The 22,915-nt window shown below is 58.5% G+C and carries 21 protein-coding genes and 1 tRNA gene; 18 read left to right on the plus strand and 4 right to left on the minus strand.

Annotation, left to right across the window (positions count from 1 at the left end; genetic code table 11):
- The first annotated feature begins 118 nt into the window (after positions 1-118).
- Genes mltB through lipB form a run of 5 tightly spaced genes read left to right on the plus strand, consistent with a single transcriptional unit; the run spans position 119 to position 4,165 of the window.
- Positions 119-1,126 (plus strand): lytic murein transglycosylase B, encoded by a 1,008-nt coding sequence (gene mltB, locus ACJO5Y_RS08520; RefSeq protein ID WP_406986146.1) that lies wholly within the window; start codon positions 119-121, stop codon positions 1,124-1,126.
- The gene (locus ACJO5Y_RS08525; protein WP_406986226.1) at positions 1,123-2,016 is read left to right on the plus strand and encodes a septal ring lytic transglycosylase RlpA family protein; all 894 of its coding nucleotides are present in this window, start codon (positions 1,123-1,125) and stop codon (positions 2,014-2,016) included. The genes mltB and ACJO5Y_RS08525 overlap by 4 nt, the downstream gene beginning before the upstream one ends.
- 38 nt (positions 2,017-2,054) lie before the next feature.
- Positions 2,055-3,218: a D-alanyl-D-alanine carboxypeptidase family protein gene (locus ACJO5Y_RS08530; protein WP_406986148.1), complete on the plus strand. Its 1,164-nt coding sequence runs from the start codon at positions 2,055-2,057 to the stop codon at positions 3,216-3,218.
- A gap of 34 nt (positions 3,219-3,252) precedes the next feature.
- Entirely contained in the window at positions 3,253-3,522 is a 270-nt protein-coding gene (locus ACJO5Y_RS08535) for an HP0495 family protein (protein WP_406986151.1), read from the plus strand.
- A 4-nt stretch (positions 3,523-3,526) separates the two neighbouring features.
- Complete coding sequence (gene lipB, locus ACJO5Y_RS08540) at positions 3,527-4,165, plus strand: lipoyl(octanoyl) transferase LipB (RefSeq protein ID WP_406986154.1); 639 nt, start codon at positions 3,527-3,529, stop codon at positions 4,163-4,165.
- Between the two features lie 16 nt (positions 4,166-4,181).
- Here lipB and ACJO5Y_RS08545 read toward each other — a convergent pair whose 3' ends face one another.
- Complete coding sequence (locus ACJO5Y_RS08545; protein WP_406986157.1) at positions 4,182-5,273, minus strand: GGDEF domain-containing protein; 1,092 nt, start codon at positions 5,271-5,273, stop codon at positions 4,182-4,184.
- A 262-nt stretch (positions 5,274-5,535) separates the two neighbouring features.
- On the opposite strand from ACJO5Y_RS08545, the gene ACJO5Y_RS08550 reads away from it, so the two are divergent.
- Complete coding sequence (locus tag ACJO5Y_RS08550; RefSeq protein ID WP_406986159.1) at positions 5,536-6,990, plus strand: ABC1 kinase family protein; 1,455 nt, start codon at positions 5,536-5,538, stop codon at positions 6,988-6,990.
- On the opposite strand, the gene ACJO5Y_RS08555 is transcribed toward ACJO5Y_RS08550, so the two are convergent.
- Positions 6,921-7,373 carry a YqaA family protein gene (locus ACJO5Y_RS08555; RefSeq protein WP_406986162.1) on the minus strand — a complete coding sequence of 151 codons (453 nt, stop codon included), beginning with the start codon at positions 7,371-7,373 and terminating at the stop codon, positions 6,921-6,923. The two genes, ACJO5Y_RS08550 and ACJO5Y_RS08555, sit on opposite strands and share 70 nt — an antisense overlap.
- Positions 7,374-7,419: 46 nt before the next feature.
- Between ACJO5Y_RS08555 and ACJO5Y_RS08560 the strand changes: the two genes are divergently transcribed.
- Together ACJO5Y_RS08560 and ACJO5Y_RS08565 are read left to right on the plus strand one after the other, a co-directional pair.
- Positions 7,420-9,546, plus strand: a complete 2,127-nt coding sequence (locus ACJO5Y_RS08560; RefSeq protein ID WP_406986164.1) for a methyl-accepting chemotaxis protein — start codon at positions 7,420-7,422, stop codon at positions 9,544-9,546.
- A 170-nt stretch (positions 9,547-9,716) separates the two neighbouring features.
- Positions 9,717-9,971: a GrxA family glutaredoxin gene (locus ACJO5Y_RS08565; RefSeq protein WP_406986167.1), complete on the plus strand. Its 255-nt coding sequence runs from the start codon at positions 9,717-9,719 to the stop codon at positions 9,969-9,971.
- A gap of 68 nt (positions 9,972-10,039) precedes the next feature.
- On the opposite strand, the gene ACJO5Y_RS08570 is transcribed toward ACJO5Y_RS08565, so the two are convergent.
- Positions 10,040-11,302 (minus strand): 6-phosphofructokinase, encoded by a 1,263-nt coding sequence (locus ACJO5Y_RS08570; protein WP_406986170.1) that lies wholly within the window; start codon positions 11,300-11,302, stop codon positions 10,040-10,042.
- A 156-nt stretch (positions 11,303-11,458) separates the two neighbouring features.
- Between ACJO5Y_RS08570 and mpl the strand changes: the two genes are divergently transcribed.
- The 4 genes from mpl (at position 11,459) to ACJO5Y_RS08590 (ending at position 16,742) form a co-directional block, all read left to right on the plus strand.
- Positions 11,459-12,856, plus strand: coding sequence for a UDP-N-acetylmuramate:L-alanyl-gamma-D-glutamyl-meso-diaminopimelate ligase (gene mpl / locus ACJO5Y_RS08575; protein ID WP_406986172.1), 1,398 nt, complete (start codon positions 11,459-11,461; stop codon positions 12,854-12,856).
- Positions 12,853-13,506 (plus strand): flavin prenyltransferase UbiX, encoded by a 654-nt coding sequence (locus ACJO5Y_RS08580; protein ID WP_406986175.1) that lies wholly within the window; start codon positions 12,853-12,855, stop codon positions 13,504-13,506. The genes mpl and ACJO5Y_RS08580 overlap by 4 nt, the downstream gene beginning before the upstream one ends.
- Positions 13,507-13,617: 111 nt before the next feature.
- On the plus strand, positions 13,618-14,757 hold the full coding sequence (locus tag ACJO5Y_RS08585; protein WP_406986178.1) for an acyl-CoA dehydrogenase family protein: 1,140 nt from the start codon (positions 13,618-13,620) through the stop codon (positions 14,755-14,757).
- Positions 14,758-14,897: 140 nt separating this feature from the next.
- On the plus strand, positions 14,898-16,742 hold the full coding sequence (locus ACJO5Y_RS08590; protein ID WP_406986180.1) for a hypothetical protein: 1,845 nt from the start codon (positions 14,898-14,900) through the stop codon (positions 16,740-16,742).
- A 95-nt stretch (positions 16,743-16,837) separates the two neighbouring features.
- Here the strand turns inward: ACJO5Y_RS08590 and ACJO5Y_RS08595 are convergent.
- Positions 16,838-16,924, minus strand: a tRNA-Leu gene (locus tag ACJO5Y_RS08595).
- A 253-nt stretch (positions 16,925-17,177) separates the two neighbouring features.
- On the opposite strand from ACJO5Y_RS08595, the gene rnr reads away from it, so the two are divergent.
- From rnr to rplI, 6 genes are all read left to right on the plus strand, one after another.
- Positions 17,178-19,751, plus strand: a complete 2,574-nt coding sequence (gene rnr, locus ACJO5Y_RS08600; RefSeq protein ID WP_406986183.1) for a ribonuclease R — start codon at positions 17,178-17,180, stop codon at positions 19,749-19,751.
- A gap of 3 nt (positions 19,752-19,754) precedes the next feature.
- The gene (rlmB, locus tag ACJO5Y_RS08605) at positions 19,755-20,492 is read left to right on the plus strand and encodes a 23S rRNA (guanosine(2251)-2'-O)-methyltransferase RlmB (RefSeq protein ID WP_406986185.1); all 738 of its coding nucleotides are present in this window, start codon (positions 19,755-19,757) and stop codon (positions 20,490-20,492) included.
- Between the two features lie 238 nt (positions 20,493-20,730).
- A complete protein-coding gene (gene rpsF / locus ACJO5Y_RS08610; protein ID WP_406986188.1) occupies positions 20,731-21,162 on the plus strand; it encodes a 30S ribosomal protein S6 in 432 nt (143 codons plus the stop codon).
- Between the two features lie 25 nt (positions 21,163-21,187).
- Positions 21,188-21,418, plus strand: coding sequence for a 30S ribosomal protein S18 (rpsR, locus tag ACJO5Y_RS08615; protein ID WP_114613426.1), 231 nt, complete (start codon positions 21,188-21,190; stop codon positions 21,416-21,418).
- Positions 21,419-21,444: 26 nt separating this feature from the next.
- Positions 21,445-22,311, plus strand: coding sequence for a YybS family protein (locus ACJO5Y_RS08620; RefSeq protein ID WP_406986191.1), 867 nt, complete (start codon positions 21,445-21,447; stop codon positions 22,309-22,311).
- Positions 22,312-22,331: 20 nt separating this feature from the next.
- Positions 22,332-22,778: a 50S ribosomal protein L9 gene (rplI, locus tag ACJO5Y_RS08625; protein ID WP_406986194.1), complete on the plus strand. Its 447-nt coding sequence runs from the start codon at positions 22,332-22,334 to the stop codon at positions 22,776-22,778.
- The last annotated feature ends 137 nt before the right edge of the window (positions 22,779-22,915 follow it).

Here is a 22,915-nt window from a genome sequence, read left to right on the forward strand (position 1 = left end):
TCCGCCGCTTGCGCTCCATGGTAATGTAGCCCCGGTTTTCAGCAAGCTGGCGAAGAAGCGGGATCCGGTCTGCCGGGATCCCGGGATTTCTTTTCGGCCATTAACTCACAGGTAAGTAATGACAGCTGTCCGTTTCCCAGGTTTTATCCGCCTCGTGCCCGTCCTGTTCGGGGTGTTCGCGTCTCTCGTCCATGCAGGGGGGTACGAAGCTACGCCGGAAGGCAGGAAGCTGATCGAGGAGATGGTTTCGAAGTATGGTTTTGAACAGGTCAGGGTAGAATCCCTGCTGGCCGACGCAACACGCATCGATAGAATTCTCGAATCCATCAGCCGTCCGGCAGAGAAAACCCTGACCTGGGGGGAGTACCGGCAGATCTTCATCAAGCCGGACAGGATCAAGCGCGGCCTGGCGTTTCTTGAGGAGTATGAAGAAGCCTTCGCCCGGGCGGAATCCCGGTTCGGTGTGCCCGCTCCGATCATTGCGGCCATTATCGGCGTGGAGACCTGGTACGGCAACTACACCGGAAACTACCGTGTCATGGACGCGCTGGCGACCCTGGCCTTCGACTATCCTCCCCGCAGCCGTTTTTTCCGCAGTGAGCTGGTTCAATACCTGCTGATGACGCGGGAACAGGGGTTTGATCCCCTTGCTGTCAAAGGCTCCTATGCCGGCGCCATGGGTTATGGGCAGTTTATTTCCAGCAGTTATCGCAACTTTGCCATCGACTTTGATGATGACGGTATTGCAGACATTCTGACCAATCCGGTAGACGCCATTGGCAGTGTCGCCAATTATTTCGGCAAGCACCACTGGCGCGAAGGTGAGCCAGTTGCAGAGCGCCTGGAAAGTGACCTGCCAGAGGGGTCCCCGCTGTTGACGCGGGAACTCAAACCGCAGCTGACGGTCAGTGATTATCGCGATGCGGGACTGGAACCCAGGCAAGAGGTGGAAGGGGACGCAGCTGCCCGGGCGATCCTGTTACAGGGGGCCAACGGACCGGAGCTATGGCTGACTTACCATAACTTTTACGTGATAACCCGCTACAATCACAGTCATCTGTACGCCCTGGCGGTCAAACAGCTGGCTGATGAACTGGACAAACACAGGAATCCTGACCAGTGGTGATCAATTTTCCGTTTTCGTTGCCGTTCCTGATCGCTGCGGCGCTGGTGTTGTCAGGCTGTGCATCTTCACCCGCACCGGAGAAGGACCATTCCTCCCGGTACACCATTTCACAGGATCGCGCACCCGCTGGTAACTTTGATGTGTCAGATCTTGGGAATGCAACGCCGCGATACGAGGCGCCCCGCTCCGCGGGCAACAAATCTTCCTACACGGTGTGGGGCAAGCAATACACTGTCATGGCCAGTAATGACGGATACGTCGAGCGGGGCATTGCCAGTTGGTACGGCGAAAAGTTCCATGGCCATAAAACCTCCAATGGCGAGGTTTTTGATATGTATGAAATGTCGGCGGCCCATAAAAGCCTGAGAATTCCAGGCTACGCCCGGGTGACTAACCTGGACAACGGCCGTTCGGTGATTGTCCGTGTGAATGATCGGGGGCCCTTCCATGGCGATCGGCTGATTGACTTGTCTTATGCAGCGGCGAAGAAGCTCGGCTATCAGGGCAAAGGCACCGCCCGGGTTGAAGTGGCCGCCATTACGGTCAGGAAAGACGGGACCATGACGCTGGCTGGCCAGCCATACTCTGGCGGCGGGGAAACGGTCCCGGTGGAAGCGGTGGCGGAGCGTTCCGAAACCGATGGCGGCGCGGCGGCACTGTTTGTGCAGTTGGGCTCCTTTAGCAGCCGGAATCCTGCAGAAGCCCTGCTGGGCAAGGTCAAAAGTGTAATCGAGAACCCGATGCGGGTAAGGGAGGTGGATACGGCGTCCGGACGTTTCCATCGTGTGCAGGTAGGCCCCTTTAGCACCCCGGATGAAGCCCGAAAAGCCCAGGCGAGGCTTGAAAACCGGGGATTTGGCCAGACCATACTGCTGACCGATTCCCACTAAAAAAGAATCAATACACTTAACGACGAATGAACGAACCCATGGCGACTAATTCTGTTTTCCGCGCTTTAACCGCAGTTCTGCTTCTGGTGTTGATCCCCCTGGGATCGGCCCACGCCCAGACAGTACTGATTCCCTCGCCTCCGCAAGTGGCGGGCAGCTCCTACATCCTGATGGACCCGCTGAGTGGTAGGGTCATCATGGATGAGAACAGTAACGAACGTCTACCGCCGGCAAGTCTGACCAAGATGATGACCGCCTACATCGTTGAGCGCGAGCTGGACGAAGGCCGTATCTCCTTGTCGGATATGGTTCCGATCAGTGTCAATGCCTGGCGCACGGAAGGCTCGCGCACCTTTGTCCAGGAGGGGACAGAGGTCTCGGTGGAAAACCTGCTCAAGGGCGTGATTATTCAATCGGGAAATGATGCCTCGGTTGCCCTGGCGGAGTTCATTGCCGGCAGTGAAAGTGCATTCGTTGACATCATGAACCAGCAGGCCCAACTGCTGGGCATGCAAGATACCAACTTTGAGAATGCCACCGGCCTGCCATCACCGGACCATTTCTCGACCGCCCACGATCTGGCGCTGCTGGCGATGGCGATCATCAATGATTACCCCGAGAATTACCCGTTGTACGCTGAGAAGCACTTCACTTACAACAACATCCGACAACCCAATCGCAACAGCCTGCTTTGGCGTGATGACAGTGTTGATGGTCTTAAAACCGGGCACACCGAAGAGGCCGGATACTGTCTGGTGGCTTCGGCCAAGCGCAATGGTACCCGGCTGATTGCCGTTGTGATGGGAACCGACAGTACGGCAGCCCGGGCCCAGGAAATCCAGAAGATGCTGAACTATGGCTTCCGGTACTATGAAAGCGAGACGCTGTTTGGCGCCGGTCAGGAATTGATCGAGGCACGGATCTGGGGCGGTCGTGAAGATGAACTGTCGGTTGGTGTCACTGAAGAAGTTAATGTCACCATTCCCCGTGGTTCCCGTGACACACTGGAATCCACTGTGGACCTTGATTCTGTCATTAAAGCACCCATCAAGGTGGGGGATGAGCTTGGCCGTGTACAGGTCAAACTGGGCGATGACGTGATCGTGGACCAGCCGGTACTGGCACTCAGCGACGTGCCCGAGGGCGGGCTGTTCAAGCGCCTGTGGGATGCCATCAAGCTCTTTTTTGTTCAGTTGTTCTAGTGAAAACCACTGACGTCTTCGGGAGTAAGCCGGCATGAGTGAGCCGAAAGCACCTAAAATTGAATTTCCCTGTGACTATGTCATCAAAGTGATTGGCAATTCGGCGCCGGATTTTACCGAATTCGTGGTTGAGGTCGTGGAGCAGCATGCACCAGGCATCACTGATGCTGATGTTTCCGTCAATAAGAGCAGTGGCGGCCGTTTCTCTTCCGTGCAGCTGAAGATAGTGGCCACTGGCGAAGCCCAGCTCAAGGCGTTGTTTGAGGACCTGAAGGCCAGTGGCCGGGTCCATATGGTGCTCTGAGCCAATGTCGCAACTGATTGTACGCTCCCTGGGAGAGCAGCCATACCTGGAAACCTGGGAAGCGATGAAAACCTTCACCGCTGATCGCGATGAATCAGTCGCGGACGAACTCTGGTGCCTTGAGCATCCGAGAGTCTATACCCAGGGCCAGGCAGGCAAGGCTGAACATATCCTGGCGCCCGGGGATATCCCCGTGATTCCGGTGGACAGGGGTGGGCAGGTCACTTATCACGGGCCTGGTCAGCTGGTCATCTACCTGCTGATCAACCTGCCTCGCCACAAGCTGGGAGTGCGGACACTGGTGGATCAGATTGAGCAGGGCATTGTCCGTGTACTGGCGGGCGCGGGGATCGAAGCCGCACCCAGACCCGATGCCCCTGGCGTTTATGTGGGTGACGCGAAAATTGCCTCACTGGGATTGCGGGTCCGCCGTGGTTGCTCGTTCCATGGCCTGGCGCTGAACGTGGACATGGATATGGAGCCGTTCCGCCGTATCAATCCCTGTGGCTATGCCGGTATGGCCATGTGTCAGGTCAGCGACTTTGTTGCCGGTGCAACCGTGGAGGATTTTGCCGTAAAGCTTGCCGACGAACTGGTTGCAGGGCTCGGCCACGACCATGTCGAGTACCGCTCCGGGTGGTAGGGCAACCCGTGCCCGTCTAGTCCGTGAATGCCCCTTCGAACTCGCAGACGGTATTTCGTCCCAGGGTTTTTGCCCGGTAAAGCCCCTCGTCCGCCCGCTGCAACAATCTGTCCACGGACTCGTCATCGCAGATAGTGGCAACGCCAACGCTGATGGTTGCAGCGATGGCCTGGCCTTCAGCTGACACGGATTTGCTGCTGACAGCCTTACGGATCCGGTTGGCGGTCTTTACTGCCTCCTCAGTGCCGGTTTCCGGCAATAACACCAGATATTCCTCTCCTCCCCACCGTGCCAGGGTATCCACTTTCCGGCATTGTTCTTTCAGCGTCGAGGCCACCAGCACGATCATTTCATCACCAATGTGATGGCCGTAGTTGTCGTTAACGCTCTTGAAAAGATCGATATCCATCAGCAGTACCGAGAACACCCGTGAGTTCCGCAGGTAACGCTGGTATTCGTTATCCAGTTGCGACAGCACTTCGCGCCGGTTAGCGAGACCAGTGAGGGCATCGTGCTTGGCGGCATACTCAAAGTCCCGTGCCAGTTTCAGGAGGCCCAGTTTACTGCGCCGCCGGCTTTGATCCAGCACATAGCAGGTGGACATCTCAAAGGCGAGCACGGCAATCATGGTCAAGCGGAAACTGGTGCTGTAGGGCGCATCAAACACCAGGTCGCCAATCGGGCTGAACAGCACGGCCACGGCTGCGAGCCCGCCAGCACAGGCAAACACGCCGACCCGGGACTGGCTGATGTAGAAAATGATCGGGGGGTAGGCAAACAGCCAGATAATCGCGGAGCCATCCTCGACCGCCTGGACTGCCAGATAGGTGAACAGTGCGGTGATGATGGTGATGAAGCCCCGGCGTTGCAGGGTGCTGCTGTGTCTGATCAGGTAAGCAATGCCATTGGCTGCCAGGAGCCCTGCGAATATGACCAGCACCGTTGGCGCGGTGGGGTCTCCCCGCAGGGATGAGCGATACGCGAAGAACACAAGCAGAGGCACGGCGGCAAGTGTCAGCCATCCGATCAGGGTGGGAACGGGAATCTCTCCCTTCACCCGATACTGGGACAGGTCGGTATCCGCGTTGTGTGTGGCTATGTGAGTCATTTTAAGGTCTTGTTGTTCTGGTGTTATTGTTGGGCCTGGAATGCCAGGTCCGCAGATCCATACTAGACGGATTCCTGGCTTCAAAGTGTGTAAAAACGTAAAGAGTTGCAATGAATTCATCACTATACGCCGGAGATCCCGGTTGCATTGGCCGCAAGGCCGGGAAAAGACTGGCGAATCAGTGAGGTTTGAGGCAGGCGCTATCCGTATAATGACCGAAGCAGCCTCAGGGCTGAAATGCAATGAACCGGGCGGATAATTGATGGTATCCAAAAAGCGAGGAACCTCCGTTTCACGTATCAAGACCGGAAGCTTCGAACGCCGTTTGACGCTGACCCGGGCAGGGCTGTTTGCCGGCACCCGGATGGCGTCCCACATGGCAACGAACTGGTTCAGCAGCCGTGACAAGCGGGACCAGCGCCACCGCGCCATGCTGTCCAGTCAGGCCGAGTTTCTGGTGGATGAACTGGGCAAACTGAAGGGCAGTGTGGTCAAAATCGGCCAGGTTATGGCCCTCTACGGTGAGCATTTCCTGCCGGAGGAAGTGACAGAAGCGCTGCACACTCTGGAGGACCAGACAACCTCCCTCGAGTGGTCTGCCATTGAGCGTGTCCTGAAGGATGAGCTGGGCGCCGACCGGCTGGCACAGCTGGATGTCGATCCCGAACCGATCGGGGCAGCGTCACTGGGGCAGGTACACCGTGCGCGGCGCAAAAGCGATGGCCTTGAGCTGGTGCTGAAAGTCCAGTATCCGGGTGTGGCGGATGCGGTGGACAGTGACCTCAATGCAGTGGCCCAACTCCTGAAAATCGCGCGGCTGGTTTCTTTTGGACCGGAATTCAACGACTGGCTGGAAGAAGTCCGGGAAATGATGCACCGGGAAGTGGATTACCGGCTGGAAGCCCGTACGACCGAGAAATTCCGCAAGATGCTGGTTGCCGATCCCAGATTTGTTGTGCCCAGAGTGTTGCAGGAGTTCTCCACTGCCCATGTGATTGCCTCCACCTACGAACACGGCCATTCGGTCAGTTCCGTGGCTGTGCGGGAGCTTTCGCTGGAGCGGCGTTCTGAGCTGGGGATGGCAGCGCTGGAGCTGTTTTTCCGGGAACTGTTTGTCTGGGGCGAAATCCAGACCGACCCCAATTTCGGTAATTACCGCATTCGTATCTCCGGCGAGCAGGGATCCGATCAGGATTACGACCAGATTGTGCTGCTTGATTTTGGCGCGGTGCAGGCCTATTCGTCGTCGTTCCTCGACCCGGTCATTCAGATGATTCGCGCCTCCTATGAAGGGGACTTGCCAGCGGTTATCGAGGGTGGCGTGGAGCTGCGCTTCATGAGCCGTGACTGGCCAGACGATGTGCTCGACAAGTTTGGCGCTGTCTGTATGTCAGTGCTGGAACCCCTGGCCCGCGACCGAAGCCAGTGGCCGGATTATGCTGTGAATGCCGACGGGGAGTATCGCTGGAAACAGAGCGATCTGCCGTCGCGGGTGGCCCGCCAGGCAGCGCGATCGGCCATCAATCGTTATTTCAGGGTGCCGCCCAAGGAATTTGTGTTCCTGAACCGGAAACTGATTGGGGTATACACCTTCATCGCGGTGCTGAACGCGGAGTTTAACGGTGAAGAACTGCTGCGGGCCTACCTTTACGGCGACGGTACCGATTCCGAGGGAACCCCAGCGGTTTCCAGGACCAGCCAGAGTACGAAGCCGTAACGGGCGCCCTTGCCGATCGCAACCAGTACCACGAAGTTGATCCAGGGCACGCGCATCACGCCTCCGATGAGGGTGAGCGCGTCGCCTCCCAGCGGTAGCCAGCCCAATAACAGAGACCACTGACCATAGCGGTTGAATCTGTCCCGCGCTTTCTCGAGCTGCTTCTCTGAAACCGGAAACCAGCGTTTGTCCTTAAAGCGATCCACCTGCCGGCCGATAACCCCATTAACAACGGAGCCCAGAGTGTTCCCCGCGGTTGCCCAGAACCAGAGCCAGCCAAGGGGATAACCCTGGGTTACCATAGCGCCGAGCATGACTTCGGAATACGCCGGGAGCAGGGTGGCTGCGGCAAAGGCCGTCAGGAATAGGGTCAGGTATGCCAAGTTGTTACCTCGTTTTTTACACCGCCATCGAACAGGTTCCATTGCAATGAAAGAGCTTTCGCTACGCTTCAAACTCTACGCCCTGGTTATTACGCTGCTGCTTGTGATGGGGGTCAGTATCGTAGTGACCGCCCAACTGTCGCTGAGTGCCATGGAAGAGCGGATGACCACCGAAACCCGCGATACCGTGCAGGGTATTGTGATGGAGCGCCTCGGTGCAACTGCGGGAAAGTACGGGGAACTGGTCAGCGGCCAGTTTGCGACCGCCTACCGTACGCCGGAAGTGGTTCGCAACGTGATCATTCGCAATATCCAGGCTGACAGCTCCGGCAGGATCAGTCGGGTTGCTTTGCAGGAGACGGTTGGCACGGTGCTGGAGGAACAAAAAAGCCTGAGCTCGGTGTACGCGCAGTTTGAGCCGGATGCGTACGACGGGCAGGACCGATACTTCACTGGCGGTGTGGAAGAGCACAGCAGTGATGAGGGCACCCTGGAAATCTATTTCTATCGCTCGCCTGAGGGCGAGGTGATCTTCAGTCGCACCGGGGATCCCGCCACCAAGTACCTCGACAATCGCAATGAGTTCGGCATTCGTGAAGCGGAATGGTACCTGTGCTCCAGAGACAGCATGCAGCCTTGTATCATGGAGCCCTACGAGTATGAGATCGAGGAAGGCTACTCCGAGCTGATGACCAGTCTGGTGGTGCCGATTCTCGATGGTGGTGAGTTCGCTGGGGTGGTGGGAGTTGATATCAATCTTTCGACGCTCCAGCAAACCATTCGGGAGGTCAGTAATGAGCTGTACAGTGGCAAATCCCGCGTCACGCTGCTGAGTGACCAGGGGCTGATTGCCGCCTCCAGTCACTACGACAGCCACCTTGGCCGCCCGTTGAACGAGGCCTTGCCCGAGTTGGCGGGCGAGTTCGTTGATTTGCACCGGGGGGAGCGGACCTTTGACGATGGCGAGACCCTTGCCGTGTCCTATCCTGTGGAGATTGATCTGCCGGGCACTCAATGGTCCTTGCTGATTGAGCTGCCCCGGGAAGCCGCCCTGGCTGAGGTTTCGGCCATCACCGCCCTGTTGTCCGACGAGGTCGGCGCTACGGCCGCGCGTCAAACCCTGGTGGGCGTTGTGGTATCGGTGCTTGCCATTCTGATTCTGGTGCTGCTGGTTCGCTCTGTTACCCGCCCGCTCAACGAAATCCGCGACCGCATGAAGAATCTGGCCAGTGCCGAGGGGGATCTCACCCGCGAGCTGTCGATTGATACCCACGCCGAGCTGATTGAGCTGGCGGGCGGATTCAACGCATTCCTTGCCCGCCTGAGGGATATGATCAACGACCTCAAGAACGTCAACGGCCAGGTTCGCCAGCAGGCGACCGATGTCGGGGGCATTGCGCGGGAGACGGACGAACAGACCGAGCGCCAGCATCAGGATATTGAGAGCGTGGTGACCGCCATGAACGAGATGTCGGCGGCGGCCGGAGAAGTCGCCGGGTTTGCCGGGGAGGCGGCGGAGAATGCACGCCAGGCTCAGGATGGGGTGCGCTTTACCCAGGATACTCTCACCACGGCGGTGGATGGTGTCAGTGCGCTGTCCGCGGACATGGACCAGGCCAGTACAGCGATTACCCAGGTGGCTACCCGCAGCGACGACATCAATCGCATTCTGGACGTGATTCGCGGCGTTGCCGAGCAGACCAACCTACTGGCCCTGAATGCCGCCATAGAGGCGGCCCGGGCCGGTGAGCAGGGGCGTGGCTTTGCGGTGGTGGCGGATGAGGTGCGCACACTGGCATCCCGTACCCGACAGTCCACGGACGAGATCAGTGAAATGATCGAAGGCCTGCAGAGCGACGTGAATGGCGCGGTGTCAGTGATCCGTTCCGGAGTGGACCGTGCCACAACCGCAGTGGACGGTACCCGCGAGGCGGATCATTCCCTGGCGGCCGTGGTCGAACGCATTGGCACCATCGTGGAGCATGTAACCCAGGTGGCGACAGCGGCCGAGGAGCAGAGTTCGGTCAGCGAGGAGATCAACCGGAACCTGACGAAAATCGGGGATGCCGCCAGTGATCTGCGGGTGCTTGCACAGCGGGTGCGTGGTAGCGGTGACGCCCTGGATGAGCAGGTAGAGGTGCTGGATTCCGAACTGGGGCGTCTGAAAACCTGACGCCGCCACCGGCTTTCCACTGTGGGATCAGGCAGTAACCAGCGTATCGGCTGGTACTATGGTGATCATTCAAACCATCAATTTTATTTTATCCGGTGGCATGACATCATGGCGGCAATAGTTATTCAGGGCGAGACCCCCGCCTGATCGTTTCGGTTAAGGAGTAATGTATGGAGCATGTGACCATCTACGGCCGCTCTTCCTGCGGTTTCTGTGTTCGTGCCAGACAGTTGTGCGAAGTAAAGGGGATTCCCTTTACCTACGTGGATATGATTGAAGAAGGCATGTCCAAGGAGGACATCGCTGACAGGATTGGCCGGCCGGTTTATACCGTGCCCCAGATCCTGGTCGGGCAGGAGTACATTGGCGGCTCGGATGAGTTCGTGCGTTACCTGAGTGCGCGGGAGACCGCGAGAGCGAACTGATCCCTGCGGGAAGAAAAAAGGCGCTTGCGGTTATCCCGCAGGCGCCTTTTTTATTTCCCGGCCAGAGATCAGAGCTGGAAGTCGGTCCTGAGTTTTTTCTCCACCAGCTTGTTCTGAAGCTTTGCCACCCGGGGCAGGCCATTGTCGAACGGCGGGAAGCTTTCGCCGTAGATCAGCGGCTCCAGGTAGTCGCGGCAGTCCTGGGTGATGTGAAAGCCGTCATCCGAAATGTAATGGATGGGCATTTTCTTTTCCTGGTTCGCCACTTCGCTTAGCGGTGCTTCGCCAATGTGCCAACGATACGGTTTGGACTGTTCGCGGACAATCGTCGGCATCAGCGCCTGCTTGCCTGCCACGGCCATTTCAACCGCCGCCTTACCCACCGCGTAGGCCTGCTCAACGTCAGTGGCAGAGGCAATATGGCGGGCGCTGCGCTGCAGGTAATCCGCCACTGCCCAGTGGTACTTATAGCCCAATGCCTGCTTGACCATGTTGGCCAGCGCCGGCGCCACGCCACCGAGCTGGGTGTGGCCAAAGGCGTCCTTGACGCCGGCATCGGCCAGGAAGCGGCCGTCCTCGTACTGGGCACCCTCAGAGGCGACGATGACGCAGTAGCCGTATTCCTTCACGCAGAATTCAACCCGCGCCAGGAATGCATCCCGGTCAAACGGCATCTCCGGGAACAGGATGATGTGGGGCGGCTGGTCTGCGCCCTCGCCGGCCAGTCCCCCAGCAGCGGCAATCCAGCCGGCATGGCGGCCCATGACCTCAAGTATGAAGACCTTGGTGGAGGTTTCGCACATGGATTTGATGTCGAGGCTGGCTTCCAGGGTCGAGGTGGCAATGTACTTCGCCACTGAGCCGAAGCCGGGGCAGCAGTCGGTAAAGGGCAGATCGTTATCCACGGTCTTGGGCACGCCGATACAGGTAATCGGGTAGCCCATTTTCTCGGCCAGCTGGGAGACCTTGTAGGCCGTGTCCTGGGAATCGCCGCCGCCATTATAGAAAAAGTAGCCAATGTCATGGGCCTGGAACACTTCGATCAGGCGCTCGTATTCACGCCTGTTCTCGGAAATGTTCTTGAGCTTGTGACGACAGGAACCGAAAGCCCCACCGGGAGTGTGGATCAGCGCCTGAATGGCCTCGTCGCTTTCCAGGCTGGTATCAATCAGCTCTTCCTTGAGTGCGCCAATGATCCCGTTGCGGCCGGCGTAGACCTTGCCGATGCTTTCCGGGTGTTTGCGGGCGGTCTGGATAACCCCGCAGGCGCTGGCGTTAATGACTGCGGTCACACCGCCGGATTGAGCGTAAAAAGCGTTCTTGGTGGCCATCTCGGGCTGGAGCCTCCTGCTGGTTCAGTGATTGCCGCAGATGATACGCCAAATGCCGGCTTTTTTCATGAGCAGGATTGCGGATAACGAAGCCCTTGACGGTCGGTGATGTATACGGGAGGCTTGGCACGTCCAATTCAAGAGGTCAGACCGGTCATGCACATTCATATTCTGGGAATTTGTGGCACATTCATGGGCAGCCTTGCGGTGTTGGCCCGGGAGCAGGGGCACACGGTAACGGGCTCGGATCAGGGCGTGTATCCACCCATGAGCACCCAACTGGAAGCCCAGGGCATTGGTCTGATGGAAGGGTACCGCGCCGAGAACCTGGAGCCGAAGCCGGATCTGGTGCTGATCGGCAACGCCATGTCCCGCGGCAATCCCGAGGTGGAGGCTGTCCTCAACCGCAATATTGATTACATGTCCGGCCCGGAATGGCTGGCGCGGGAAGTATTGCGCCATCGCTGGGTACTGGCGGTGGCCGGCACCCATGGCAAGACCACCACAACGTCCATGCTGCTGTGGATTCTCGAGCAGGCCGGCTTTGACGCTGGTTACCTGGTCGGGGGGGTGCCGAAGGATTTCCCGGTATCGGCACGCCTCGGTTCCAGTGACTTCTTTGTGATCGAGGCCGATGAATACGACAGCGCGTTTTTCGATAAGCGTTCCAAGTTCGTCCATTACCGGCCCCACACCCTGATCATGAATAACCTGGAATTCGATCACGCCGACATCTTCGACAATGTCGAGGCCATCGAGCGCCAGTTTCACCACCTGGTTCGTACCGTGCCGTCCAACGGTCTGATCATTCGTCCAGCGAACGATGTGCATCTGGATCGCGCCCTGGACATGGGATGCTGGAGCGGGGTGCAAACCACCGCCATTGGCAGTGAAGTACCCTACACCACGGATTGGCGGGCGGAGTTGCTGTCAGAGGACGGCAGCCGTTTCATGGTGGTTCACCACGAGCAGCCAGTGGCCACGGTGAACTGGTCCCAGACCGGCATGCACAACGTTCGCAATGCCCTGGCGGCCATTGCCGCCGCCCGTCATGTGGGCGTCACGCCGGACCACGCCGTTGCTGCCCTGTGCCGCTTTTCCGGGGTGAAGCGGCGCATGGAGTTGTTGGCTGAGATTAACGGCGTCAGCGTCTATGATGACTTTGCCCACCATCCAACTGCCATTGCCACCACCCTGGAGGGGTTGCGCAATAAAGTGGGCGAGGAACCGGTGATCGCCCTGATCGAACCCCGTTCGAACACCATGCAGCAGGGGGTACACCAGCAGGCACTGTTGCCCAGTGCCGTCGCCGCCGACCATGTAATCTGGGCCAATCTGAATCAGCTGGAGTGGCTGCCTGCGCTGGTGAAGAGCTGGAAGGGCGGTGAGGGCGAAACCGTACAACACCATGTGGAAGCCAACGTCGACGCCCTGATTGAACAGACACTGGCGAATGTGAGCGGTCCCTGCCACATTGTGATTATGAGCAATGGCGGTTTCGGTGGTATTCATCAGAAACTGGTTGCCGAACTCGAACGTAGATACCCGTCATGACTGAACCTGCGGCACAACCACGAACCATCAACCTGGCCTTTACCGGTGCCTCTGGCGCCCAGTACGGTCTGCGCCTGTTGCAGTGCCTGGTGGCGGCCGGCTGTAGGGTGAATGTGATGGTCAGCCGTGCCGCCCAGGTGGTGATCGCCACGGAAACCGAGCTCAAGTTGCCGGGCTCCCCGCAGGCGATGCAAGAGGCGCTGGCCGGGTATGCCCACGCGGGCCCCGGGCAATTGCTGGTATTCGGGCGGGAAGACTGGTTCGCGCCACCGGCTTCCGGTTCCGGCGAAAAAGCTCCGCTGGTGGTTTGTCCCTGCAGTACCGGCACCCTGTCAGCACTGGCCACCGGTGCCAGCAACAACCTGATCGAACGGGCCGGAGATGTGGCCCTGAAAGAGCGCCGGCAACTGATTCTGGTGCCCCGCGAAGCGCCATATTCCGAGGTGCACCTGGAGAATATGCTGCGGCTGACCCGCATGGGCGCGGTCATCATGCCGGCCAGCCCCGGGTTCTATCACAGCCCGCAATCGGTGAGTGATCTGGTCGACTTCATTGTCGCTCGCATACTCGATCACCTGGGCCTGCCCCAGGACCTGATGCCGCGCTGGGGCGAGGAGCGCGCCAACGGCAAGCGCGGTGATCAGCGCTAGACGATGGTTTTGGTCAGCCCGATTGATGGTTTTCACCATTGAGCGAAACCGCCTCTGCGCAGAGACTTGGTGAACGATAACCACAACACAGGTCATTCACCGAGGTTTACCATGATTCCACGCAAACTCTTTGACGCCGATCTCGAAGGCTTCCGCGATTCCGTTCGCAAATTCCTGGAGCAGGAAGCGGCGCCCTATCATGAACAATGGGAAAAAGACGGGCAGGTCAGCCGTGAGCTGTGGCTCAAAGCCGGGGAGCTGGGCTTCCTGTGTCCGACCATGCCGGAAGAGTTTGGTGGTGTGGGCGCTGACTTCCGTTACAGCGCCGTGATCATGGAAGAAATTTCCTACGCCGGCCTGTCGGGTATTGGCTGGGGTCTGCATTCCGATATCGTAGCGCCCTACATTCTCAATCACGGTTCACAGGAACAGAAGGAAAAATACCTGCCCAAGCTGGCCACCGGCGAAATGATCGGTGCCATCGCCATGACCGAGCCTGGCGCCGGTTCCGATTTGCAGGGCGTCAAAACCACCGCGATCCAGGATGGCGACCACTACATTCTTAACGGCTCCAAGACCTTTATCACCAACGGTCAGTTGGCGGATCTGGTTATTGTGGTGGCCAAGACCGATCCGAAGGAAGGCGCCAAAGGCACCAGCCTGCTGCTGGTCGAGACCGCATCGGAAGGGTTTGAGAAAGGCCAGAACCTGAACAAGGTGGGCATGAAGGCCCAGGATACCTCGGAACTGTTCTTCCAGGACGTGAAAGTGCCGACGGAAAACCTGTTGGGTTCCATGGAAGGGCAGGGCTTCTTCCAGCTGATGCAGGAACTGCCGGCTGAGCGCCTGCAGGTGGCATTGGCCGCCGTTGCCGCAGCTGAAGCGGCCTGGCAGTGGACTCTGGATTACGTCAAAGAGCGCAAGGCCTTTGGCAAACCGGTGATTGCGTTCCAGAACACCCGCTTCAAGCTGGCGGAAATGAAAGCGGAAATCACCGCAGCACGGGTATTTTGTGATCGCTGCCTGGAGCTGCACCTGGAGAAGAAGCTCGACATCCCCACTGCGGCCATGCTCAAGCAGTGGACCACCGACATCCAGTGTAAGGTGATGGACGAGTGCGTCCAGTTGCACGGCGGCTACGGATACATGTGGGAATACCCGATCGCCCGCGCCTGGGCCGACTCCCGCGTACAGCGCATTTACGCTGGCACCAACGAGATCATGAAGGAAATCGTCGCCCGGTCGTTCTGATCGGGTTGGCTCCGGCGGCCATGCCCCGCCGGAGCCTTCTGTTACCAAACTTTACAAATTGCCAAACCTATCAAGGTTCCTCCCCTCATCATCCCCTACAGTAGCGGCACAACCTCTAACAAGGATAACCGGTTGCTGCCATGAAACGTCTTCTTCCCCTGTCCGTGTCTCTTTTTGCCCTGGCCGTGGCCGGATGTGGCAAGGAATCCGATGAGCGGCCTGTTGATGGTCGTGATTTCGACGGGGTGGGTTACAGTGAACCCGCGCCCTACACCGGAAAAGTGATTGACGGTTACCTGCGTAATGCCAGGGTGTGGCTCGATATTGACGGCGACAGCCAGTACTCGCCGGGGCCACTGACGGTGGAACTGGCGTCTGGCACCACTGTGACTCTGGCATCCGGTGAACCGACTGCGATGTCCGGGGAAGACGGCGCGTTCGCGCTGGAGATTGAGGAGTTGGTGCAGGATTCTGCAGATGCCCCCGATATTGATCCGAGGGACTATCCCCTTTACGCCCTGGCCTTGCCGGGTAAGACGGTGGAGCAATTGCCTGGTGGTGACCGGCCCGTTGACAGCGCCTATATGATGTCGGCGCCGCCGGGTGTCAGGCAGGTTACGCCTTTGACGACGCTGGCGCGGTACCGTGGTCTGGCCGGCGCATCGTCACTGGTGTCGGAGGGTGCAGGTTCGTCCCTGGCGGAAGTGAACCTGCTGACCGATTACATTCGGGCCGGAGATCTGCGCGCTCATGGTTACGCACGGGCGTTTGCACGGTTCATGGCGGGGCAGTTCCCCAAGGCATACAGCGAGGCACTGGCTAAAGACGCTGCCGATGGGACAGAGCGCTTCCTGAGCCCGCGGGCGGCCTATCTGCTGGGGCTGTCACTGGTTCAGAACGCCGCCGGGATTGTCACCGTCGTGGACGACGCCGCCTCCCAGGGAGGTTACGCCAATGTCGACATCGACAGTCTGGCGTTGCCGGAAGTCGATCTGGAGCTGACCGATCCCGTGCTGTTGACGCGTCAGGTGGTCTCGGGCCAGTCGGAATATGGTGACCTGCCTGCTAACCGCTCCTCGCTGTTAACCACGGCGGAACTGTCCTTTGATTACGGTCCCGATGGTCGGTTGATGGCGATAGCGTCAGAAGGGTGCATGGCTCCCTCCATGCCCGAGATTGCGAGGCTGATCAGCGTCGGTGGGCGAATGGCGGATCTGGATGTCCAGTGGTTGCCATCGATCTCCCTGTCCCTGCAAAGCCGGGTGGCTTATGACGATCCCGGGGTGGATGAGCGCCTGAGTTTTGACTGGGCCAATCGCCAGGCCACTTTCGAGACCACCACGCAATGTCAGGATGGTCTGGCGGATGCCTCGGAGTTTGGCGGCCCGCCGGAAATTACCTACAGCTGGGCCATGTCCGATGGCAGGCTGGAACGGCTGACAGCCGATTCCGCTCTTGAAAACCGGAGCCTTGAGCCGGACTACACCAACGGAACCCCGTTGTTCAACGGCTATCGGCTCCTGGTTGATGGTGTGGAGCAGGCGGCCATCAGTCTGGCAGGCGCACCGGGCGAGTGCGCCATTGATGACGGCAGTGAAGGTGCCAGCCATGTGGTTTCTACTCAGCAGGCGTACAGTTACGCCGCTGCAGACGCCCCCGATGGCTTCGCCAGTCTGGCTCTGGAGTTCGATACCCGGGGTGACTATGTCCGGTTGCTGCGATACTCATTTACTGACCCGGGGATGTCCGGGCCAGACCATGTGTCTGCGGAAGACGGGTTCGACTGGATCATGTTCTATCCGCAGGAAGGTATGAGCCATTATGTGGGTGAGCAACCCAACCTGATTGCGGATGCCTACCTCACGGATCATCGATCCACCGCGGACTGTGGCCGGGAATTCGAGGAGGTGCCGTCCGCAGTGTTCGGGCGGGTGAGTTATCAGTACCAGCGGCTCTCGGACTATCTGACGGAGCTGGTGGAATAGCCAAAAGCCCTGAGCGATCAACGGCCGGGTGACTGGATAACCATAAGTGTTTGCTGTGTTTGGGATTCTTTCTTGCCATTTCCTGGGGAAGGAAATGGTGCCGAGGAGAGGACTTGAACCTCCACGGGGTTGCCCCCACTAGCACCTGAAGCTAGCGTGTCTACCAATTTCACCACCTCGGCAGGTGATTCACAGAGTTGCCTACAGTTTATTGAAAACTTGGCGTTTCTGCCAGCGGTGAGGTGTGTCCCTCAACCGATGGCGCGTACTTTAATGATTGCGGAAAAAGCTGTCAAACATTTTTTTCGGTAAATTATCGGGAAATTAATTGCTTTATTTTGCTGACGGTTAGGCAGGCTGGTCGAACCGGCGTTATACTCCTGAGCACATGCAATATGACCGCGTTATTTAAAGGCGGACAGGACAAGGATCCGAATGGTTTCAAGAAATAAGACGGACAGAGATCCGCACGCCAGTCGTGAGGCGGAAAAATACGACAACCCTATCCAGAGCCGGGAGTTCATTCTTGAGCATCTGAAAGAGCGTGGCGCCCCGGCGACCCACGAAACCCTCTGCCAGGAACTCGGACAGAATTCCCCGGAAGGTATCGAGGCATTGCGGCGCAGACTGATCGCCATGTGCCGTGACGGCCAGATGATCTGTAACCGTCGGGGTGCTTATTTGCCCATCGAAGAAGCCGACCTGGTCTCGGGCCGGGTGATAGGGCACAAGGATGGTTTCGGTTTTCTGGTCCCGGACGATGGCGGCAGTGACCTGTTCCTGACCGCACGCCAGATGCGCCAGGTATTTCATGGTGATCGGGTTGCCGCCCGGGTGGACCGTGTTGATGACAAAGGCCGCCGCGAGGGGGTCATTGTCGAGGTGCTGGAACACAAGACCAACCAGACCGTTGGCCGCTTTTTCCAGGAGAGCGGGATCAGCTTTGTGGTTCCGGAAAACGCCCGTATCAACCACGAGGTATTGGTGCCCCAGGAGAATTGTGGCGAGGCCCGGCACGGTCAGTATGTGGTTGTGGACATTGTTCGCCAGCCGACCGTTCGTACCCAGCCGCTTGGCAAGGTGGTGGAGATCCTGGGCGAACACATGGCGCCCGGCATGGAGATCGACGTTGCCATTCGCTCCTATGATATTCCCCACAGCTGGCCGCCCGCCGTCGGCGAACAGGCGGCGAAGATTTCCGAAGAGGTCGAAGAAAAAGACAAGGCCAACCGGGTGGATATCCGCAATCTGCGCCTGGTGACGATTGATGATGAAACCGCGCGGGACTTTGATGACGCAGTCTACTGCGAGCCGCGCCCGCGTGGCGGTTATCGCCTGCTGGTGGCGATTGCTGACGTGTCCCATTATGTCCGCCCGGGAACGCCGCTGGACGACGAGGCCGTCAATCGCAGCACGTCGGTTTACTTCCCGGACCATGTGGTGCCGATGCTGCCGGAGAAACTCTCCAACGGGCTGTGCTCCCTGAACCCCGGGGTTGACCGGCTGTGCATGGTGGCGGATATGACCATCAGTGCGGCGGGCAATATCAGCAGTTACAGCTTCTATCAGGCGGTGATGTACAGCCATGCTCGGCTGACCTACAACAAGGTCAGTTCCATGCTGGAACACCCGGACTCGGAGCAGGGCTACAAGCTGTGTGAGCAGTACGCCCATGTGCTGCCGCAGCTGCACAATCTGTATGGTCTGTACCAGCTGCTGCGGAAAGCGCGCACCGAGCGCGGCGCGATTGATTTTGAAACCACCGAAACCAAAATCGTATTCGATGCCGAGCGCAAGATTGAAGAAATCGTGCCGGTGCAACGCAACGAAGCCCACAAGATCATCGAGGAATGCATGCTGTGCGCGAACGTTGCCACTGCTCGTTTCCTCAAGAAATACAAGCTGCCGGCGCTGTACCGGGTTCATGATGGCCCCTCGGAAGAGCGCCTGAATGCAGTCCGGTTGTTCCTTGGCGAGCTAGGCCTTCAGCTCGGTGGCGGCGATAGCCCGACCTCGGCGGATTACCAGGAGTTGTTGTCTCATATTTCTGACCGCTCGGATGCGAATGTGATCCAGACCGTGATGTTGCGGTCACTGAGCCAGGCGGTTTACAGCCCGGAAGAGGGCGGCCATTTTGGTCTTGGCTTTGCCGGTTATGCCCATTTCACGTCGCCCATTCGCCGCTATCCGGACTTGATCGCGCACCGGGCCATCAAGTCCATTATCCACGGTGAAAACCCGGCAAAAGATGTCGTAAAGCCGCCCAGGCGTGACCCGGAGCTGGCGGAATATCCCTACGACTTTGCCAGCATGGAGCGACTTGGCGAGCATACCTCCATGGCCGAGCGGCGTGCCGATGACGCTACCCGCGATGTCATGGCCTGGCTCAAGTGCGAATACCTCAGTGACCACGTTGGCGAAGAGTTCGACGGGGTTATTGCCGCGGTAGTGCCGTTTGGCTTCTTTGTGGAATTGTCCGGCGTTTACATCGAGGGGCTGGTCCATGTGTCTACCCTCAGTGGTGACTTTTTCCACCATGATGCGGCCAAGCACCGCCTGATCGGTGAGCGTACCGCCCAGAGTTTCCGCCTTGGCGACGAGGTGCGGGTCAAGGTGGTTCGAGTTGGTATGGAAGATCGCAAAATAGACCTTGAACTGATCAGTGAGCCCCGCCATCGGCAGGCCGACCGGGATGCGCTGGACGTGACCCGCAAGGAACCTCGCGGCAAGGCGAAAGGTCGAGGTAAGGGCGGGGCGAAGGGCGCGCCCAAGGGTGCGGCAAGGGGTGGCAAGTCCAGATCCACGCCCCGTTCCGAGGCCAGTGAAAAGCCCGCAGCTAAAAAGCGTCCCGCCAAAGCCGCAGGTGACAAGCCCAAGGGCAAGCCAGCTGCAAAGGAGCAGGGTTCTGGCAATGAGCCAATGTCCGCGCGGGATGAGCTGGTGGCGCAGGCTGCCAAGCTGGCCCTTGGCAAGGACAAGAAACGGAAATCCCGCAAGTCAGGAAAATAACCAGTGTCCGGAGAATTCATATTTGGTTGGCACGTGGTTGAGGCCGTCCTCAAGCGCGAGCCGGAACGGCTGCAACAGGTCTGGATACAGACGGGGCGTCAGGACAAACGGGTAAAAGGCATCACTTCTGCCCTTGATGATCTCGGTGTTCGCTGGAGCGTTGTGCACCGGAAGGAGCTGGATGGGAAAGTGTCCGGTGTCCACCAGGGGGTTGTGGCAGCGGTGTCTGAAAGCCGGGAATGGGGCGAAGACGACTTGATGGCTATGCTCGCCGGGTCCGACAAGCCGCCGTTTCTTCTGGTGCTGGATGGCGTGACCGATCCTCATAACCTGGGGGCCTGCATGCGAACGGCGGATGCCGTTGGCGTGCAGGCGGTGATTGTTCCCAAGGACAAGTCAGCAACCCTGACGCCGGTGGCCCGCAAGGTCGCCTGTGGCGCAGCGGAAACCGTACCCTTCGTGCGGGTGACCAATCTGGCGCGATGCCTGCGAACCCTTAAGGATGAGGGGGTGTGGCTAATCGGCACCGCAGGAGAAGCGGACAGCACACTGTACCAGGCAAACTTTACCGGTTCCGTGGCCCTGGTCATGGGGGCTGAGGGCAAGGGCATGCGGCGCCTGACCCGGGAACACTGCGATGCCCTGATCAACATTCCGATGCAGGGGCACGTGGACAGCCTGAATGTGTCCGTGGCGACAGGCGTCTGTCTGTACGAAGCGCTGCGTCAGAGGCTTGCATAGAGTGTCCGACACGCCTAGAATACGGCACCCCTTTTTATAGGGGCGGTGTTGTATTGTCTGAATTCCGGGCAGCAACATGACGCTTTTGATCAGGCCTTTCTGTAATGCCTCATTGAAAAAGCAAAAGAAACCGGCAGCGAGACTGCCACCTCCTTGCTTTCATATTTGATGGCCGCGGGTGCTTTGTTTGATTTGCCCGCCCATCAAGGGGAAGCTGTTTAAACCGTAGGGAGAACTCATGCGTCACTACGAAATCGTATTTATGGTACACCCGGATCAGAGCGAGCAGGTGCCCGCGATGATCGAGCGTTATACCAACGTCATCACTGAAGATGGCGGCAAGGTACATCGCCTGGAAGATTGGGGCCGTCGTCACATGGCTTACCCGATCAACAAGATCCACAAGGCTCATTACGTGCTGATGAACGCTGAATGTTCACAGGCCGCTATGGACGAGCTGACCCACAACTTCCGGTTTAACGATGCCATCATCCGTGACCTGATTCTGCGTCGCGATGAGGCTGTTACCGATCTGTCTCCGATGAAAGCTGCTGAGTCCCGTGAGGACCGTCGTTCTGGTGGAGATGAGCGTCCGGCGCGTCGTCCGGCCGAATCTGAAGAGCGTCAGGAAGAGCGTCAGAAGGCTGAGACCCAGGACGAAGAAGAGTAATTAACCGGAGTTGAGGAGTTAAGTTATGGCTCGTTTTTTCAGACGTCGTAAGTTCTGCCGCTTCACGGCAGAAGGTGTTAAAGAGATCGATTACAAGGATCTGGACACCCTGAAAGGTTATGTCACAGAAACCGGCAAGATCGTGCCCAGCCGCATCACCGGCACCAAAGCACGTTATCAGCGTCAGCTGGCTACCGCTATCAAGCGTGCCCGCTACCTGGCACTGCTGCCGTACTCGGACAGCCACGATAACTAATTAACAGATAAACAGGACTTGGGACCATGCGTGCACTGGCACAGTTTGTAATGCGCGGTCCCCTGCAGGCAGGCGGGGTTGCGGCAGTCGCTACTGCGATACCCCTGCTGTTCTGGGTTGGAGCTGCCGTTATTGGCCTGGTGATTCTCAGGCTGGGTATCGGTCAGGGGCTGAATGTCGGCCTCTGGGCATTGCTTCCGGCACTTGGCTGGAGCTGGTTCGGACAGGATCCGACGGCGCTGGCGGTCATGCTCGAAGTGATGTTGATGGCTTCCATCCTCAGGCTGTCCCTGTCATGGGAAAGAGCCCTCCTTGGGGGGAGCTTTCTGGCGATTATCACGGGGCTGATGTTGCCCGTGATATACCCGGAGTTACTGGACGATCTGGTCCGCACCGGGGTCAGTTTTTACGAACAATACAATGCCGAGGTGGCCCGCAGTCTGGGCGATGAGCTGGAGACAGTGATTCGGGACACCATGAGTGCCAGCATGGCCGGTACTTACCTGGTAACAGGTGTGGCAATGACCATGTTGGCAAGATCCTGGCAGGCCGGGCTTTATAACCCCGGCGGGTTCCGGAAAGAGTTTCATGCTTTCCGGCTGTCACCGGTGGTCGCCGTACTGTGTGCGGTCACCATGGTGGTGGGGCCCTTTCTGGGGCTGAACGCCATGCTGTTGGGATGGGCTGGGGGCATGCCGCTGCTTGTTGCGGGCCTGGCGCTTGTTCATGGTCTGGTTGGTCGTAAAAATCTGAGTGGGCAGTGGCTGGTGTTGTTTTACATAGCACTGGTGCTAACGGCCCCAAGCCTGATGATTCTGTTAGTGTTTCTGGCGTTTGTGGATAGCTGGCTGGATATCCGGGGGCGAATCAAGCCCGCCGGGCCGGCTGAATAAAGCACGAAGAGGTTAACGAGATGGAAGTTATTCTGCTCGAGAAAGTAGCAAACCTTGGTTCACTCGGTGACAAGGTCAAGGTAAAGGCCGGTTACGGTCGTAATTTTCTGCTGCCATACGGCAAAGCTGTTGCAGCCACTGCTGAAAACCTGAAGGCCTTTGAAGAGCGCCGTGCAGAGCTGGAAAAAGTCGCCGCTGAAAAGCTGGCAACTGCCCAGACCCGTGCCGAAGCTCTGGAAGGCGCTTCCGTCACCATCACCTCCAAGGCTGGTGAAGAAGGCAAGCTGTTCGGTTCTATCGGTGTGCGCGACATTGCTGATGCCGTGACTGCCAGCGGTACCGAAGTCGAGAAGAGCGAAGTTCGTCTGCCCGAAGGTCCGCTGCGCGTGACCGGCGAGTACGACATTGAGCTGCAGCTGCACTCTGACGTTACCGTTGTCATCAAGCTGGTCGTTGTCGCCGAGTAATCGGCGATCAGGGCTTGGCAGTCCGGCGTTACCGCCAGGCTGTTGATCCTGCCAGTGGCAATGTGGGTGTCTCCGGATAGTTCGGGGCGCCCGCTGTACAGGCCCGGTTCCGCGAAAGCGGTTCCGGGCCTGTTGCT

The organism is Marinobacter alkalisoli, assembly GCF_045449855.1.
Taxonomy (GTDB): domain Bacteria; phylum Pseudomonadota; class Gammaproteobacteria; order Pseudomonadales; family Oleiphilaceae; genus Marinobacter.

Bases quoted from the DNA above. Each gene is read 5' to 3' on its own strand.
- mltB (WP_406986146.1), top strand. From the start codon at position 119: ATGACAGCTGTCCGTTTCCCAGGTTTTATCCGCCTCGTGCCCGTCCTG.
- ACJO5Y_RS08530 (WP_406986148.1), top strand. From the start codon at position 2,055: ATGGCGACTAATTCTGTTTTCCGCGCTTTAACCGCAGTTCTGCTTCTG.
- ACJO5Y_RS08535 (WP_406986151.1), top strand. From the start codon at position 3,253: ATGAGTGAGCCGAAAGCACCTAAAATTGAATTTCCCTGTGACTATGTC.
- lipB (WP_406986154.1), top strand. From the start codon at position 3,527: ATGTCGCAACTGATTGTACGCTCCCTGGGAGAGCAGCCATACCTGGAA.
- ACJO5Y_RS08545 (WP_406986157.1), bottom strand. From the start codon at position 5,273: ATGACTCACATAGCCACACACAACGCGGATACCGACCTGTCCCAGTAT.
- ACJO5Y_RS08550 (WP_406986159.1), top strand. From the start codon at position 5,536: ATGGTATCCAAAAAGCGAGGAACCTCCGTTTCACGTATCAAGACCGGA.
- ACJO5Y_RS08560 (WP_406986164.1), top strand. From the start codon at position 7,420: ATGAAAGAGCTTTCGCTACGCTTCAAACTCTACGCCCTGGTTATTACG.
- ACJO5Y_RS08565 (WP_406986167.1), top strand. From the start codon at position 9,717: ATGGAGCATGTGACCATCTACGGCCGCTCTTCCTGCGGTTTCTGTGTT.
- ACJO5Y_RS08570 (WP_406986170.1), bottom strand. From the start codon at position 11,302: ATGGCCACCAAGAACGCTTTTTACGCTCAATCCGGCGGTGTGACCGCA.
- mpl (WP_406986172.1), top strand. From the start codon at position 11,459: ATGCACATTCATATTCTGGGAATTTGTGGCACATTCATGGGCAGCCTT.
- ACJO5Y_RS08580 (WP_406986175.1), top strand. From the start codon at position 12,853: ATGACTGAACCTGCGGCACAACCACGAACCATCAACCTGGCCTTTACC.
- ACJO5Y_RS08585 (WP_406986178.1), top strand. From the start codon at position 13,618: ATGATTCCACGCAAACTCTTTGACGCCGATCTCGAAGGCTTCCGCGAT.
- ACJO5Y_RS08590 (WP_406986180.1), top strand. From the start codon at position 14,898: ATGAAACGTCTTCTTCCCCTGTCCGTGTCTCTTTTTGCCCTGGCCGTG.
- rnr (WP_406986183.1), top strand. From the start codon at position 17,178: ATGGTTTCAAGAAATAAGACGGACAGAGATCCGCACGCCAGTCGTGAG.
- rpsF (WP_406986188.1), top strand. From the start codon at position 20,731: ATGCGTCACTACGAAATCGTATTTATGGTACACCCGGATCAGAGCGAG.
- rpsR (WP_114613426.1), top strand. From the start codon at position 21,188: ATGGCTCGTTTTTTCAGACGTCGTAAGTTCTGCCGCTTCACGGCAGAA.
- ACJO5Y_RS08620 (WP_406986191.1), top strand. From the start codon at position 21,445: ATGCGTGCACTGGCACAGTTTGTAATGCGCGGTCCCCTGCAGGCAGGC.
- rplI (WP_406986194.1), top strand. From the start codon at position 22,332: ATGGAAGTTATTCTGCTCGAGAAAGTAGCAAACCTTGGTTCACTCGGT.